Annotated in this window: 12 protein-coding genes; 7 read left to right on the top strand and 5 right to left on the bottom strand. The window is 65.4% G+C overall.

The features are described 5' to 3' along the window. Positions 1-16: 16 nt before the first annotated feature. Complete coding sequence (locus BMW89_RS20395) at positions 17-1,270, bottom strand: hypothetical protein (protein ID WP_177196197.1); 1,254 nt, start codon at positions 1,268-1,270, stop codon at positions 17-19. Between the two features lie 264 nt (positions 1,271-1,534). On the opposite strand from BMW89_RS20395, the gene BMW89_RS20390 reads away from it, so the two are divergent. Together BMW89_RS20390 and map are read left to right on the top strand one after the other, a co-directional pair. Next, positions 1,535-2,311, top strand: a complete 777-nt coding sequence (locus BMW89_RS20390; RefSeq protein WP_177196196.1) for a transglutaminase domain-containing protein — start codon at positions 1,535-1,537, stop codon at positions 2,309-2,311. Between the two features lie 78 nt (positions 2,312-2,389). Continuing rightward, positions 2,390-3,139 (top strand): type I methionyl aminopeptidase, encoded by a 750-nt coding sequence (gene map / locus BMW89_RS20385; protein WP_092028777.1) that lies wholly within the window; start codon positions 2,390-2,392, stop codon positions 3,137-3,139. Between the two features lie 30 nt (positions 3,140-3,169). On the opposite strand, the gene BMW89_RS20380 is transcribed toward map, so the two are convergent. From BMW89_RS20380 to BMW89_RS20365, 4 genes are all read right to left on the bottom strand, one after another. Beyond that, positions 3,170-4,468 carry an MFS transporter gene (locus BMW89_RS20380; RefSeq protein WP_177196195.1) on the bottom strand — a complete coding sequence of 433 codons (1,299 nt, stop codon included), beginning with the start codon at positions 4,466-4,468 and terminating at the stop codon, positions 3,170-3,172. A 212-nt stretch (positions 4,469-4,680) separates the two neighbouring features. Continuing rightward, positions 4,681-6,000, bottom strand: coding sequence for an epoxide hydrolase family protein (locus BMW89_RS20375; protein ID WP_092028775.1), 1,320 nt, complete (start codon positions 5,998-6,000; stop codon positions 4,681-4,683). A 145-nt stretch (positions 6,001-6,145) separates the two neighbouring features. Further along, entirely contained in the window at positions 6,146-6,394 is a 249-nt protein-coding gene (locus BMW89_RS20370; RefSeq protein ID WP_092028774.1) for a DUF3551 domain-containing protein, read from the bottom strand. Between the two features lies 1 nt (position 6,395). Then, a complete protein-coding gene (locus BMW89_RS20365; RefSeq protein WP_177196194.1) occupies positions 6,396-6,704 on the bottom strand; it encodes a DUF3551 domain-containing protein in 309 nt (102 codons plus the stop codon). A 255-nt stretch (positions 6,705-6,959) separates the two neighbouring features. Here BMW89_RS20365 and BMW89_RS20360 point away from each other — a divergent pair, with 255 nt between their 5' ends. The 5 genes from BMW89_RS20360 (at position 6,960) to BMW89_RS20340 (ending at position 16,453) form a co-directional block, all read left to right on the top strand. Further along, entirely contained in the window at positions 6,960-7,679 is a 720-nt protein-coding gene (locus tag BMW89_RS20360) for an outer membrane protein (RefSeq protein WP_092028773.1), read from the top strand. A 459-nt stretch (positions 7,680-8,138) separates the two neighbouring features. Beyond that, the gene (gene dnaE / locus BMW89_RS20355) at positions 8,139-11,642 is read left to right on the top strand and encodes a DNA polymerase III subunit alpha (RefSeq protein WP_092028772.1); all 3,504 of its coding nucleotides are present in this window, start codon (positions 8,139-8,141) and stop codon (positions 11,640-11,642) included. A gap of 326 nt (positions 11,643-11,968) precedes the next feature. Continuing rightward, positions 11,969-12,739 carry a carbonic anhydrase gene (locus BMW89_RS20350; protein WP_092028771.1) on the top strand — a complete coding sequence of 257 codons (771 nt, stop codon included), beginning with the start codon at positions 11,969-11,971 and terminating at the stop codon, positions 12,737-12,739. Between the two features lie 182 nt (positions 12,740-12,921). Then, the gene (locus BMW89_RS20345) at positions 12,922-15,255 is read left to right on the top strand and encodes a caspase family protein (protein ID WP_092028770.1); all 2,334 of its coding nucleotides are present in this window, start codon (positions 12,922-12,924) and stop codon (positions 15,253-15,255) included. Positions 15,256-15,463: 208 nt separating this feature from the next. Continuing rightward, positions 15,464-16,453: a 30S ribosomal protein S2 gene (locus BMW89_RS20340; RefSeq protein ID WP_092028769.1), complete on the top strand. Its 990-nt coding sequence runs from the start codon at positions 15,464-15,466 to the stop codon at positions 16,451-16,453. Positions 16,454-16,551 lie beyond the last annotated feature (98 nt).

The raw sequence follows: 16,551 nt of genomic DNA, 5'->3' as shown, positions 1-16,551 counted from the left end.
GGGCGCAGGATCGTACTTACGGCGCCGGCACGGCCGGGGGCGTTGTGCCGACGTTCGGCAGCGTCGCGGGCCAGGGGCTGATCGGGTTGAGCGTCGACAAGGCGCACGATGATTTGAGCTGCGTCCACGCCGCTGCCAGGCCCGTCAAATCGATGTCGAATTTCGTCGTGTCCGTCTTGTCGTCCTGGAGCGTCGTGGTTTCGCGGACATGCAAGACGCGGGACGCCAGCATTGCCTTGACCGTGCCGGAGTCGGTGCTGCCGCGCCAGACCTCGTACTTGCCGGACCGCACCGGAGATCCTCCGGCCTCCTTGCCCGCCTCGGCATCCGCCGTCATCAGGATCGTGCTCTTGCCGGCGGCGGTCTCGTCGATCTCGCCCGCGAAGGTCAGCGGCACGCGCGTCCTGTTTTCGCAAGACAGCCGCCACTCCATCATGCGGAACGAGGTGCCGTTCTCCTGCTTCAGCACCGCGACCTTGCGGACGAACGGCCGCGCTTCCTTCTCCAGCTTCCACCTCGTCTCGGCAAGCGGCCGCGTGTCGATGCCGAAACGATAGAGCTCCGGCCGCGTCAGCACGTGCAGGTTTTCGAACTTCACGGTCCGGATGAGGTCATCGAGCTCGCGGCTGATCCCCATCGCCGCAATGAAGGCGGTGCGGTCGCGCTCGCCGCTCGCTATCCGGCGCCGCCGGGCCTCTGCAACCACCTGCGGAGGCGGATTTCCGTGGAATAGGAGCGTCAGCCTGGAATTATGCACCGCTACTGCGGCGTCGGGAGCCACCTCGCGCGACGTCGCCCCGATCAACAGAAAGCCGCAGGCCGAGTTGCACATGGCGTGGTAGGTGGTGAGTTCGGCCTCGACCTCACCACTTGTGCTCTTCACCTTCAGGCAGGCGGCGTCCTCCTGCGTGCCTGAGGCGCATGCCGTCACGATCGTCCGGCCGACGCGGGCGACCGCCTTGCGGCTGCGCAGCAGCCGGCCGATCGCGTAGGATTGGTCCACATTGCCGCCGGGCGAATGAAAATAGATCGGACGCTGCGTGTCCTTGACGCCGGCGAGGAAGCGGCGAATGCGCGGCGCGGCCTCCTGATCGATCTGGCCCTCGATGGCGATCCAGCGGTCGCAGCCCGGCCCGCACGCATCGGGCGCTCCCTTGGCAAGATAGATCGTGAGCTTCGATGCAAATCCGGTTTTCCCGGCCGGCGTTTCTGCGCGCAATGCGGCGGGAAGCGAGAGTGAGGCAATAAGAAGCAGGATACGGACGGGCATGAAACGGTCGACTACCACGCAGTGCATAACCGAGACTGACGCTATACGACGATCGGCGCTTTCACAACTTGCGGTGGCGCCGGGTGCGTGTTTATTTGGCCGGCGCCGGGACGGGCAGGGTTGCTTGTCCCGGACTTGCCGGCTGGCTTCACGCGAGGGGGGACCGGCAGGGTTTTCAGACCCTGCACCTGGTGCTGGACCGTCCTGGCGTTGGAGTGATCCGTGTCCGAACCTACAACGCGCGATCGTTACGCCAGCCACAGCGTGTTCACCGATCCCGGCGCTTGCGCCGCCTTGATCGGCGGCTTGCCGCTGGACATTGCAGCGTTGTGCCGCGCCTTGCAGGGCCTCCTGATCCACGAAGCATGGATCGAGAGGCAGGGATTGGACCCCGCCGACTTCTCCGGTCAAAGCCGAGCCACGTTGCCCGTGGCCCGGCGCCTGGAGCAACTCCTGACGATCGACCCGAGGCCGTTGAGGATCGCCAGACCGGGCACGTCGAGGGCATTGGCGACGTGCCGGGACTTTTCACTGATGATGTGCGCCGTGCTGCGGCATTACGGCATGCCTGCTCGGATACGCTGTGGCTTCGGCACGTATTTTACCGGGCATGCCTACCACGATCATTGGGTTTGCGAATATTGGGCCCGGGATGAGCAGCGCTGGGTGCTGGTCGATGCGGAGCTCGACGAGTTGCACCGCAGCCTCCTCAAGTTCGATTTCGATCCGACGGATGTGCCTCGCACCGAGTTCATCACGGGCATCGAGGCGTGGAAGCGATGCCGCAGCGGCGCCATCGATCCGGCGCAGCTCGGTCACGGGACGACGACCGGTCTGTTCTTTGCCCGCGTCAATCTGGCGCGCGATCTGCTCGCACTCGCGGGGATCGAGACCTCGGCATGGGATACATGGCGTGCGGCGGACGAACCGCATCGCCCCCTGGATGACGCTGCCTTGTTGCTCTGTGACGGCATGGCGCGGCGTGGTGAGGAGGGGGCTATCGAGATCGCGCCATCGCTGGCCGCGCCACCCTGGCAGTAGACGATTCAAGATCGGCCCTCTCGTTTGCAAGCCGGGCTCGCAAGCGCTATGTCCGGTCCTTTCGGAAAGAGCCCTGATATGACGATCTCTGATGACAACGATCTCACGCGCCTCAAGGAGATCGGCCGCATCGTCGCCAATACCCTGGAGGCGATGGGGAAGGCGCTCGAGCCGGGCATCACCACAGGCGAGCTGGACCAGATCGGACGAAAGCTCCTGGAGGCCGCAGGCGCCCGTTCGGCGCCGGAGCTGTCCTATGACTTCCCCGGGGCGACCTGCATCAGCGTGAACGAGGAGATCGCTCATGGCATCCCGGGTGACCGGCAGATCCTGCGCGGCGACCTCGTCAACATCGACGTTTCAGCCGAGAAGAACGGCGTCTTTGCGGACACGGGTGCCTCGTTCGCCGTTCCGCCGGTGACGCGCGCGATCGAACGCCTTTGCAGGGACGGCCGGCGGGCGATGTGGACGGGTCTGCAGCAGGTCGGAGCCGGCAGACCGATCGCCGGCATCGGCAAGGCCATCGGGACCTTTGCGCAGAAGAACGGTTATAGCCTGGTCAGGAATCTCGCCAGCCACGGTGTCGGCCTGTCGCTCCATGAGGAGCCGACGGAGATCGCAACATGGCCCGACCGCTCCGAACGCCGCGTCATGAGCGACGGCCTGGTGTTCACCGTCGAGCCGTTCCTGTCCCTGGGCGCCGAGTGGGCGCAGGATGGCGATGATCCGTGGACGCTCTACAGCAGTCCCGAAGCGCCGACCGTTCAGTACGAGCACACCGTGATCGCAACCCGGAACGGGCCTTTGATCGTCACGCTGGCCGGTTAAGTCCTACGCGTCGCGCGACCCGCGCTGACGTCATGCCACCGGATCCCTCGCAGAAGCGGAACGGCGGACCGGCGCCAATCGTGGTGCGAGCGGACCCGCCTCGTGCGGCGAAGTGATGTCGACCGGAGCAGGTCCGGCATCGCGCCAGGCGATGATCCAGATCAGGAAGCCCAGTAGCGCAAGCGCAGCGCCGACGGGGCCGGTGGAGGTCCAGCCGAGGCCTTCCCGAATGGCGAGCCCGCCGAGGAACGGGCCGAGCGCATTGGCGGTGTTGAACGCCGAATGGTTCAGCGCGGCGGCAAGCGCCTGCGCGTCGCCGGCGACGTCCATGAGGCGCGTCTGGAGGATGGCGCCGATCGAGACGCCGGTGCCGATCGCGAAAATGTCGATCGCCAGCAGCCAGGGATTGCCGGCGGCCAGCGGGAACACCAGCAGCGCGACTGCGGAAAACAACAGGATGATGCCCGCCGTCGGCATCAGCGCGCGGTCGGCAAAACGCGGCACGAACAGATTGCCGAGCGTGGCGCCGACGCCGAACACAGCCAGGAAGAACGGGATGACTTCCGCGTTCACCTTGGTGACCTCGATCAGCGTCGTCGCCAGATAAGTGTAGACGGCGAACATGCCGCCGAAGCCGATGGCGCCGATCGCGAGCGTAATCCAGACGCGGCCGCTCTTCAAAGCGCCGAGCTCGCGCAGCGGATCCGACTCGCCGGCCCGGTCGCGCGGCGCGAACAGGGCGCATAGCAGCACCGTGAGCAGCGCCAGCACCGACACGAGGCCAAAGCTCGCGCGCCAGCCGACGGCCTGGCCGATCCAATTGGCCAGGGGCACGCCGACGATGGTGGCAGTGGTCAGGCCAAGCATGATCTGGCCGATCGCCTGCGAGCGGCGCTGTTGCGGAACCAGCGAGGCTGCGACCAGCGCGGCGATGCCGAAATAGGCGCCATGCGGCAAGCCTGACAGAAAGCGCGCTGCGATCATCCAGCCAAAGCCAGGTGCAAGCGCGGTGAGCGCATTGCCGATCGCGAACACGGCCATCAGCACCAGCAGCTGTGTGCGCCGGGCAAAGCGCGCGCCGAGCACGGCGATCAGGGGCGCGCCCAGCACGACGCCGAGCGCGTAGGCGCTGATCGCGTATCCCGCGGTCGGCTCGTCGATCTTCATGTCGGCGGCGAAGAACGGCAGCAGGCTCATCGATGCGAATTCGGTGGTTCCGATCGCAAAGCCGCCCATCGCGAGCGAGAACAGGACGACGGCGAGCTGAGGGGGCGCCGAGGCCGAAGTCGATTTTGCTCGGCGTGAGGTCGCGGGAGGCGAGATCGTCATGTGTCCTGCATTGGTGGCGTCATCGGGAACCAGCCCAGTGAACGTCGCCACCCCTGCAAGATTTGTCTGTCGTACTTAAACGCGGATCAGTCCGCGTCAACCGGGCAGACGCGGTGCGAGGCACGCCGCATATCAGCATCCCGACTGGCGCGGAGCCAAGTCATGCTGCGAGCGGCGCCATGACGGCGCCGCCCCTTCACGGATCGAGGTCCTCAGCGCAGCGTCTTGAACGCCGCGCGCATCTCGGCGGCAAACAGCTCCGGCTGCTCCCATGCTGCGAAATGGCCGCCCTTTTCGACCTCGTTGAAGTAGTGCAGCGTCGGATAGGCGCGCTGTGTCCACGTTTTCGGTGCACGATAGATCTCGGCGGGGAACACAGTGACCGCGACCGGGACCGTGATCTCTGCGGTTTTCTGAGCTGCGGCGCTGAAATTGTTGTTGTTGTTTTCCCAGTAGAAGCGGCTGGCCGAGGCGCCGGTGTTGGTCAGCCAATAAAGCGAGATGGCATCCAGGATTTCGTCCTTGGTCAACACGCGCTCGGGTTCGCCGCCGCTGTCCGTCCACTCGGCGATCTTCTCGTACATGAAGGCCGCGAGCGTCGCGGGCGAGTCGCAGAGCCCGTAACCGATCGTCTGCGGACGCGTCACCATCATCGCGCCGTAGGCGGCGCTGCGCGCAAAGAACTTGCTCAGGGTCTCGAAGGCCACGCGTTCCGGCTCGGGCAGGCCGGCAGGCGGCGGGTCGCCGGCGTTGATGCCCTTGACGTATTCGGCAGGGATCGTCGGCGGCATATTGACGTGGATACCCATGAGACCGGCGGGCTTCTGCCGCGCGAGCGCGTCGGAGATGACAGAGCCGTGGTCGCCGCCTTGCGAGACATATCGTGTGTATCCGAGCCGCTTCATGAGCACGTCCCAGGCGCGCGCCACGCGATCCGGGCCCCATCCGGGTTCGCGCGGCTTGGTCGAGAAGCCGTAGCCGGGGATCGAGGGGATGACGAGGTGGAAGGCGTCTTCCGCGCGGCCGCCGTGCGCCGTTGGATCGGTCAGCGGCCCGATGGTCTTGATCATCTCGAGGATCGAGCCCGGCCAGCCATGCGTGATGATGATGGGCAGCGCGTCGGGATTGCGCGACCGGACGTGGATGAAATGGATGTCGAGGCCATCGATCTCGGTGGTGAACTGCGGCAGCGCGTTCAGCCGCTTCTCGATCTTGCGCCAGTCGTAGGAGCCGGTCCAGTAACCGCAGAGCGCCTGCAACCGCGCGAGCTGCATACCTTGCGAGGTGTCGGACACCGTCTCGCGGTCGGGCCAGCGTGTCGCGCCGATGCGCCGGCGCAAATCGTCGAGGGCGGAGTCGGGGATGTCGATGCGGAATTCGCGGATGCTGGCGTCGCCCGCCAGGCTTGCAGCGCGTTCTGCGGCCTGTGCGGGTGACACACTCACTGCGAGCGGAAGGTTGAGACCAATGGTACCGATCAGCGACGAGGCGATGAAGTCTCGCCGACCGATTCCTGTGTTCGTGACAGGCATAATCATTCTCCAGTTCTCTCGTCTCTGTTGCCGAGAGTGAGCGGGAGATAGCATCCGCGAATTGTCATATGAACGGCGATCGCGGGTTGCGGAACGTCGAGTCGTGCTTTCTCGAAACGACGGACCGTCGCGTTCGTCGCGTCGGCTAATCGGCGCGCTTCGACCGGCGGGGGAGTTTCTTCTGCGCAAAATACGGATTCACGGCGCAACTCGCCGAACGGCCCGTGGCGAGAAATCTGCACTGCTCGAGCGAGGTGTAGCGGCAATCGAAATAGCCGACGGGGCCGTAGATTTGCATGCAGACGGGATAGCTCGGATCATAGGTCTGCGCGTGCGTGGATCCTCCCGCGAAGAGCAGGCCGATCGCGACGAGCGCGAGATGGGCGCTGCGCATCTCAGCGCGGCAAATAGTAGCCCGGCGACTGCGCGCGCGGACGATTCTGATAGGCGTAGGGATCATCGCTCTCACCTGCGAAATACGGATTTGCGATGCAGCTGAGCGCGCGTCCCGAGGCACTCGCCTGACACTGCGCATAAGTGTCGAACGTGCAATTGCTCAAGCCCGGCCATTCATCGCCGGTGAGGCAGAACGCGTGATGCGAACCGAATGCGCGTGCAGGCGTGCTTGTGCTCAGCGTCAGCGCGAATGTGGCGATTGCGAGCGAAAGTGTGGCGACAATGGGGAGGGTAAACAATGCACGCATTTCAATTTCTCCAATCACACGATCGTGCGCGCGACGATGTTACGCGCGCATGCAGTGTATCTCGTGTAATCGACATTGGAATTGCTGAAAACTCTTGTTTCAAAGGGTTTCCAGTGCGTCTTTCTAAATCTTCATTCATGAAGCTCGGGGCCTTTGGCTGTGACTGTTGCGTCGAGGTTACAGCAATTCCGTCGCGCGCTGTTATGACGACGCCACGGCCCGGGGGCCTAACGACGAAACTGGAACGGGAATCAAATGAACAAGAATCTGTTGCTTGCTGCTGTGAGCCTCGTCGCGCTCGGCGCGACTGCACCGGCGCTTGCTGCCGACCTCGCTGCGCGGCCTTACACCAAGGCGCCTGCGATGATCGCCACGGTCTATGACTGGAGCGGCTTCTACATCGGCATCAACGGCGGCGGCGCTTCGGCTCGCACCACCTGGGATCTCTCTGGCGTGGGCCGCGAAGGCTCGCACGATGCGACCGGCGGCACGGTCGGTGGCCAGGTCGGCTATCGCTGGCAGGCTGGCCAGTGGGTGTTCGGCGTCGAAGGTCAGGGCAACTGGGCTGACTTCACCGGCGACAACACCAGCTCGCTGCTGGCTCAGCGCAACCGGACGAAGATCGACTCGTTCGGTCTGATCACCGGTCAGGTCGGCTACGCCTGGAACAACGTGCTCGTGTACGCCAAGGGCGGCGCGGCCGTCGTCGGTGTCAAGAACGAGGCGTTCAGCACCGCCACTGGCGGTCTGCTCGCTTCGAACAGCGACACCCGCTGGGGCGGCACCGTCGGCGCCGGCCTCGAATACGGTTTTGCGCCGAACTGGTCGGTGGGTGTGGAGTACAACCACATCTTCCTGTCCGACAAGGACGTCACCTTCGCGGGTCTGAAGACCGACAGCATCAAGCAGGATGTCGACATGGGTCTCGTCCGCCTGAACTACAAGTTCGGCGGCCCGATCATCGGCCGTTACTGAGACTGATCGCTTCGCAAGAAGCGGTTGCGAAAAGCCCCGGCCTTTGCGCCGGGGCTTTTTTATGCGTGAATTCAGCGAGTTAACCATCGCATTTTGAGGTGCGCGAGAGCGCTTGACTCCCGAGAACGAAATGAGAACAATGTTCTTCATACGTTCTAGTGATGGAGCAAGCCATGTTCAGGATTTTCGTGGAAGAAGCCGCAGCCCTGGCGTCGATCGCACTGTTCGTCGGGATGATCGCAATCTGGGCGCAAGTCATACCCCAGCTCTGATTCCGCAGCTCCATGCTGGCCCGGTTGGGGAAAAGCGGGACGACGCGGCTGATCAACCGCTCCGGCGTGGACTCTCGCAGCGTGACGCCCCACCATTGTGAGGCGAGTCGGCCGGGAGGGGGTGTCCCCGTGATCTCCTGGAGCCGGCGACCGCTCCATCACATCTGCAAGAGGCCGTCAGCCGACCATGCCGAGCGCCGGATTTGTCCACCTTCACGTTCACTCGGCCTATTCGCTGCTCAAGGGCTCGATCAAGATCGCCAAGCTCGCCGAGCTTGCGAAGAAAGATCACCAGCCGGCCCTGGCGCTGACCGACACCGACAATCTGTTCGGCGCGCTGGAGTTCTCCGACAAGATGGCGGGCTCCGGCATCCAGCCGATCGTCGGCTGCGAGCTTGCGATCGATTTCGGCGACCAGGATCCCAACGCGCGCAACGCGCTTCCGCCCTCGCGGGTGGTGCTGCTGGCCGCGCAGGAGCGCGGTTACCGCAGTCTGATGCGGTTGAATTCCCGCGCGTTCCTCGAATCGCCCGACAGCCACGCGCCGTTCATCAAGTTCGATTGGTTCGACGGAGAGACCGAAGGCCTGATCGTACTGACCGGCGGCCCCGACGGGCCGATCTCGCTCGCGCTTGCGAGCGGCCAGACTGAGGTTGCGGCCGCGCGCTGCGAGCGTCTCGCCAATCTGTTCGGCGACCGGCTCTATATCGAATTGCAGCGTCACAATCTCGACAAGGAGCGGCGCGTCGAGAGCGCCCTGATCGACATCGCCTATGCCAAAGGCCTGCCGTTGGTCGCGACCAACGAGCCGTATTTCGCGTCGACCGACGATTACGAGGCGCATGATGCGCTGCTGTGCATCGCCGGCGGCCGGCTGATCGCCGAGACCGATCGCTTGCAGCTTACGCCCGATCACCGTTTCAAGACGCGTGCGGAAATGGCGGTGCTGTTCGCCGACATTCCAGAGGCGCTGGCGTCCACGGTGGAGATCGCCGAGCGCTGCTCGTTCCGCCCGATGACGCGCAAGCCGATCCTGCCGTTCTTCACGGTCGGCGCCGCCGCAAGCTCCGATGCTGCCGCCGTCGAGGCGGCCGAACTGAAGCGTCAGGCGGAGGAGGGGCTCGCCAACCGCCTGCGCGTGCACGGCCTGTCGCAGGGCATGACGGACGAAGATTATAGCAAGCGCCTGGCGTTCGAGCTCGACGTGATCATGCGCATGAAGTACGCGGGCTACTTCCTGATCGTGGCCGACTTCATCAAATGGGCGAAGGGCCAAGGCATTCCGGTCGGGCCGGGCCGCGGCTCCGGCGCAGGCTCGCTGGTCGCGTGGGCGCTGACCATCACTGACCTCGATCCGATCAAGTTCGGCCTGCTGTTCGAGCGCTTCCTCAATCCCGAACGCGTCTCGATGCCGGACTTCGACATCGATTTCTGCCAGGACCGCCGCGGCGAGGTGATCAAGTACGTCCAGGAGCGCTACGGTCGCGACCAGGTCGCGCAGATCATCACCTTCGGTACGCTGCAGGCGCGCGGAGTGCTGCGCGACGTCGGCCGCGTGCTGCAGATGCCTTACGGGCAGGTCGACAAGCTGACGAAACTGGTGCCGCAGAATCCGGCCGCGCCCGTCACGCTGGCTGCCGCGATCGAGAGCGAGCCGAAGCTGCAGGCGTTTCGCGATGAAGACCCGGTGGTGGCGCGTGCCTTCGACATCGCGCAGCGCCTCGAAGGCCTGACCCGCCACGCCTCGACGCACGCGGCCGGCATCGTGATCGGCGATCGCCCCTTGAGCGAACTCGTGCCGATGTACCGCGATCCGAAGTCGGACATGCCGGTGACCCAGTTCAACATGAAATGGGTCGAGCCGGCGGGCCTCGTCAAATTTGACTTCCTCGGCCTGAAGACGCTGACGGTGCTCGACGTCGCCTGCAAACTGCTCAAGCCGCGCGACATCCATGTCGATCTGGCGACGCTGCCGATCGACGATGCCGAAAGCTACCAGATGCTGGCGCGCGGCGAGGTGGTCGGCGTGTTCCAGGTTGAAAGCCAGGGCATGCGTCGCGCGCTGGTCGACATGCGCCCCGACCGGTTCGAGGACATCATCGCGCTGGTCGCGCTGTATCGCCCGGGTCCGATGGCGAACATCCCGACCTATTGCCTGCGCAAGCATGGCGACGAGGAGCCGGAATATCTGCATCCCGTGCTGGAGCCGATCCTGAAGGAAACCTTCGGCGTCATCATCTACCAGGAACAGGTGATGCAGATCGCGCAGGTGATGTCCGGCTATTCGCTCGGCGACGCCGACCTGCTGCGCCGCGCCATGGGCAAGAAGATCCGCGCCGAGATGGAGAAGCAGCGCGAGATCTTCGTCGCGGGCGCGGTGAAGAACGGCGTGCCGAAAGCGCAGGCCGATACCATCTTCGAGCTGCTGGCGAAGTTCGCCGATTACGGCTTCAACAAGAGCCACGCGGCGGCCTACGCGCTGGTGTCCTACCACACCGCCTACATGAAGGCGCATTATCCGGTCGAGTTCATCGCGGCGTCGATGACGCTCGATCTGAACAACACGGACAAGCTTTCCGAATTCCGCTCCGAGGCGCAGCGCCTCGGCATCAAGCTCGAGCCGCCCAACATCAACCGCTCCGGTGCGACCTTCGAGGTCGGCGACAAGACGATCTACTACGCGCTCGCAGCGCTCAAGGGCGTCGGCATTCAGGCCGTCGAGCAGATCATCGAGGAGCGGACGAAGAAGGGGCTGTTCACCTCGCTCGCCGACTTCGCCGCGCGGGTCAATCCGCGCGCGGTCAACAAGCGCATCATCGAAAGTCTTGCCGCCGCCGGCGCCTTCGACACGTTGGAGCCGAACCGCGCCCGCGTCTTCGCCGGTGCCGACTCGATTTTGGCTGCCTGCCAGCGGGCGCATCAGGCCGAGACCATTGGCCAGAACGACATGTTCGGCAGCTCGGCGGATGCGCCGACCATCATGCTGCCGCAGATCGAGCCGTGGCTGCCGGCCGAGCGGCTGCGCCGCGAGTATGATGCGATCGGCTTCTTCCTGTCGGGACATCCGCTCGACGATTATGCGACGGTGCTGAAGCGCCTGCGCGTGCAGAGCTGGGCCGAGTTCTCGCGCGCGGTGAAGACCGGCGCCACCGCCGGCAAGGTCGCGGCCACCGTTGTGTCGCGCATGGAGCGGCGCACCAAGACCGGCAACAAGATGGGCATCATGGGACTTTCCGATCCCACGGGTCACTTTGAGGCGGTGCTGTTTTCCGAAGGGCTCGCGCAATATCGCGACGTGCTGGAGCCGGGTGCGGCCGTGCTGCTCCAGCTCGGCGCAGAATTGCAGGGCGAGGATGTCCGCGCCCGCGTGCTGCATGCCGAGCCGCTCGATGACGCCGCCGCCAAGACCCAGAAGGGCCTGCGCATCTTCGTGCGCGATACCAAGTCGCTGGACTCGATCGCCAAGCGCCTCGCCGGTCCCGACGCCGCCGCGTCGAACGGTGCCGCGCCGAAGATCGGCAGCCCGGGGATTGCGCCGCGCTCCAACGGCGACGGCGAGGTCTCGCTGGTGATGATGCTCGATCTTGAGACCGAGGTGGAGATGAAGCTGCCCGGCCGCTTCAAGGTCTCGCCGCAGATCGCCGGCGCCATCAAGGCGGTCGCGGGCGTGGTGGACGTGCAGCAGATCTAAACCGTGATGATATCTGGAATAATCATCATCGTGCTTGGGATCATTGTTGGAGCATGATCTCCGCGCAAACGCCTGGCGCGTTTGTCGTGAGACAGAATAGCTGCCCTTTTTTCGGATCATGCTCTAGCAGCCGATCTTGAATATATGCAGGTGGGCGCAGCTCTATGCAGTCGCCGCGCGCGAGGCGAACGACCGCTTCGGCTTTGCAGCATCGTTCGCGTTGCAGCAATCATCAGTTGCATCAATCGTCATTGGTGGTTTCTTCATACCAGCGCACCTATCATCGCGACGCTTCCATTCGTCCATAGTCCCTGGGGAAACGTCACATGTGCGACAAGTGCTCTGAATCTCTGCATCATGAATCTCTGCATCAAGACATCGCGCCGTCACGGCGGTCCGCGATGCTGTTTGGCGCCGCTGCGTTTGGCATGGCCTTCGCCGGCGGGGTTTTCGCCAACGGCGCCTTGGCAAAGGAAACCAAGCAGCCGCCCAAGCCGCAGAACGTGCTGTCGCCCGACGCATCGTTGAAACGATTGATGGATGGCAACGCGCGCTACGTCTCGGGCGTATCACGGCGGCATGATTTCAAGCACGAGCGCGAGGCACTGGCCGGCGGACAGAATCCGTTCGCCGCCGTGCTGAGCTGCGCAGATTCGCGCATCGCGCCGGAATACGCCTTCGACACCGGCCGCGGCGATCTCTTCGTCTGCCGCGTTGCCGGAAATTTCGCCGGCACCGAGACCATTGCCAGCATGGAATACGCGGTCGCGGTGTTGGGCGCACCGCTGATCCTGGTTCTCGGCCATGATGCCTGCGGCGCGGTCGATGCGACGCTGAAAGCGATCAAGGACGACAAGCCGCCGCCGGGCCACATTCCCTCGCTGGTTGACGCGATCGCACCCGCCGCCAAGGCTGCGATGCAGCAGGGCGGGGACGTCCTCAACAAGGCGATCCGGCAGAACGTGATCGACAACATCGCCAAGCTGAAGACGGCCGCGCCGATCCTCAATGCCGCCGTGGAGCAGGGCAAGCTGAAGGTCGTCGGCGGCATCTATCGGCTCACGACGGGCACGGTCGATCTGATCGCGCAGGGCTGAACGACCCGAGGGGGCTCGCGCCGCAGTGCGGTCGCGAGGCTTACGCAGGCCTGACACAGGGGTTTGACAGGGGCGGGGGCGCCATGCCGCCGCCTCAATCGGCGCTTTTCGTTCAAGTGTCATTCAGCCGGCCGCGCGTCTCATGCGCGGTGGCACCTCAACAACAAAAGCGGGCACAAGCCATGCGTGGGACCAACAAGGCCTTCCTCTGTTTTCTCCTGCCGATCCTGTTCCTCGCCGCAGGCGCGCCAGATCCGGCGCGCGCGCAGCAGCAGGAAAAGCGCATCGCGCTCGTGGTCGGCAACGGCGCCTATGCCAAATCGCCGCTGGCGACCACCGCCAACGATGCCGGCCTGATCGCGCAGACGCTGCAGGCGGCGGGCTTCGACGTGGTCGGCGCGCGCGATCTCGACGGCGACACGCTGCGCAAGAGTCTTCGCGATTTCATCCAGAAGGCGCAGGCCTCTGGACCGGGCACCGTCGCGATGATCTATCTGGCCGGCTATGGCGTGCAGCTTGCCGGCGAGAACTATTTCATCCCGGTCGATTCCAACATCGCGCGCGACACCGACATTCCGACCGAAGGCTTGCGCATCAGCGACTATGCGCGCCAGCTCGCCTCCATTCCGCTCAAGGCCAACATCGTCGTGCTCGATGCCGCGCGCGCGCAGCCCTTCATCGAGGGCGGCCAGCCGATCGCGAGCGGGTTGGCGCTGGTCGAGCCCGATCCGAACATGCTGATCGCGTTCAATGCCGCGCCCGGCACGGTGGCACCGGACGAGCCCGGCCCGTACGGCATCTATGCGCAGTCGCTGGCCGAGATGATCCGCACCGGCGGCCTGCCGCTGGCTGAGGTCTTCGACCGCCTCCGGCTGCGCGTCAACGAAGCCAGCAAGGGCGCGCAGGTGCCCTGGAACGAGCAGAAGATCTCGGCGCCATTCTCGTTCTTCGAGCGCGGGCCCGACGCGCCGCCGGAGACGGCACCGGACCAGGTCGCCGCTATCAGGAGCAAGCCGATTCGGGATCTCGGCGTGCAGGATGCCTATGCCGCCGCGCTCCAACGCGACACGCTGCCGGCCTATGAGGAGTTTCTCGGGGCCTATCCGAATGATCCGATGTCCAGGCGCGTGATGGCGATCGTCGCGGCGCGGCGCGAGGCGATCACTTGGCGGCGGACCTACCGCACCGACACGCCGGAAGCGTACTGGTCGTATCTGCGCCGCTATTCGCGTGGCCCGCATGCGGGCGATGCGCGTCGCCGTCTCGCCATCCTCACCGCGCCGGTCGAGCCGCCGCCGACTTTTGCGATGATCGACTATGACGTGCCGCCACCGCCCCCGGAGGAGGTGGTCTATGTCGACCGTCCGGTGCTGCTGTTCGGTGATCCCGTGTTCGGCTTTGCGCCGCCACCGCCGCCGCCGGTCTATTACCTGCCGCCGCCGCCGCCGGACTTCATCGTGCTGGCTCCGCCGCTCGCCGTCGTCGGGCTGTTCGTGCTGCCGCAGCCGGTGTTCGTGCCGATCCCGGTGTTCGTCAGGGCGCCGGTCTATGTCGCGCCGCCGCCGAACAACATCATCTACCAGAACATCCACAACACCACGGTCATCAACACTGTGATCAACCAGCCGCCGGCTCCGTTGCCGGCCGGCAATGCCGCCGCGGCTGCAGCCATTGCAGCGAACGGGCCCGGGCGCGCGTCCGGGATGACGCAGGTGCCGACGGCCGTGAAGCAGCAGGCTCAGGGGATCCAGGCCAATCCGAACCAGCAGCTCAAGCCGAGCCAGGCGGCGTTGGTCAGCAACCCGACGGCAAAGCCGGCCGCGATGCTCGTGAAGCCGGTCAACGCCACGCCGACCGCGGTCGCGCCGCCGACGGCACCGCCGGCGGCTGGCCACGTGCTGCCGGTTCCGGGGACCCAGAACACGCCGGCCGCACCAATCGGAGCTGCGCCGAATCGGCTGGCGCCCACGGCCACGGCGCCCGCCAACGGCCTGCCGCAGGCCCATCCCAACACGGCGACGGCGCCGGCCAACGCCGCGACCACACTGAGCTCCAAGCCGCCCGCGGCGCAGACCCCGGCGGTCGGTGGCCCGGATCCGCATGCGAAATCACTGGCGCATGAGCCGGCGGTGACCCCGCCCACCACCACTCCGGCGGGCAAGCCGGCCGTGACCTCGGTGAAACCGACGACGTCGCCGCCGCCGGTCGCTGCGCGGGAACCGATCAAGCCGCAGAATCAGCGGGCCGCACCTCCGCCCGTACAGGCCGCAAAGCCGGTGCCGGCAGCGCCGCGTCCGCAGGCGGTTGCAAGGCCGACGCCTCCGCCGCCGCCGCGGATGGCTGCGCCGCCACCGCGGCCGCCGGTCGCAGCTGCTCGGCCCGCGCCACCGCCTGTGGCCCGTCCGGCGCCGCCACCGCCGCCCCGGGTGGCTGCAGCCCCGCCGCCGCGGCCGGCCGCGCCACCACCACGCCCTGCGGCCCCAAAAAAATGCCCGCCCAACCAGCCAAAGTGCTAGCGGGCAGGGCGGAAATGCCGGATTGGGCCTTTCGCGGGCGGTAAAAGCCCCGAAAGGCCTTATTTCCTTGCTTCTGGCCGAAATGGCGCTATACAGCGCGCCATCTCACACGGAAGCATGGCTCACAAGGCCGTCCGGTGGCAGCCGGGGCGACAACGCTCCGTTTTGCTCACACGCTTCCGGAGGAACCAACCGGAGAATTAGAACGATGGCAGTACCCGATTTCACTATGCGTCAGCTTCTCGAAGCCGGCGTGCACTTTGGCCACCAGTCTCACCGCTGGAATCCGAAAATGGCACCGTTCATTTTCGGCGCCCGCAACAACATTCACATCGTCGACCTCGCCCAGACCGTGCCGCTGCTGCACACGGCCTTGCAGGCGGTCAGTGACACCGTCGCCAAGGGCGGCCGCATCCTGTTCGTCGGCACCAAGCGCCAGGCGCAGGACGGCGTCGCGGACGCTGCCAAGCGCTGCGCGCAGTACTTCGTCAATTCGCGCTGGCTCGGCGGCACGCTGACCAACTGGAAGACGATCTCGGGCTCGATCAAGCGCCTGCGTCACCTCGACGACGTGCTCGCCGGCGGTGATGCCTCCTCCTACACCAAGAAGGAGCGCCTGACGCTTCAGCGCGAGCGCGACAAGCTCGACCGCTCGCTCGGTGGCATCAAGGACATGGGCGGTCTGCCCGACCTGATCTTCGTGATCGACACCAACAAGGAAGACATCGCGATCCAGGAAGCCCAGCGGCTCAACATCCCGGTCGCCGCGATCGTCGACACCAATTCGGACCCGAAGGGCATCACCTATGTGGTGCCGGGCAATGACGACGCCGGCCGCGCCATCGCGCTGTATTGCGACCTGATCGCGCGCGCTGCGATCGATGGCATTTCGCGCGCTCAAGGCGATTCGGGCGTCGACGTCGGCGCATCGGTTCGTCCGGTCGCAGAAGAGCTGCCGGCCACGAGCGGCTTCCAGGGCCTTGCCGGTCCGCGCGGCACCTCCGACGACCTCAAGAAGCTCCCGGGCGTGTCGGGCGAGATCGAGAAGAAGTTCAACGACCTCGGTATTTTCCATTTCTGGCAGCTCGCCGAGCTCGATCACGCCACCGCGCACAAGATCGGCGAAGAGGTTGGTCTCCCCAGCCGCGCCGATGCGTGGGTCGCCAAGGCCAAGGCGCTGACCGCGGAAGCGGAATAGTCAAAAAGAGCGATGGGTTGGCCGGATCAACTCCGGCCACCATTTCATTCAGTTGACGCGAATTCCTGAGATGGACCGCGGCGGGGCGATCGGGCCGC

This window comes from Bradyrhizobium sp. OK095 (genome assembly GCF_900109945.1).
Classification (GTDB): Bacteria; Pseudomonadota; Alphaproteobacteria; order Rhizobiales; family Xanthobacteraceae; genus Bradyrhizobium.
Note: the sequence above shows the minus strand (reverse complement) of the source record. Positions and strands in the feature narration are given on the sequence as shown.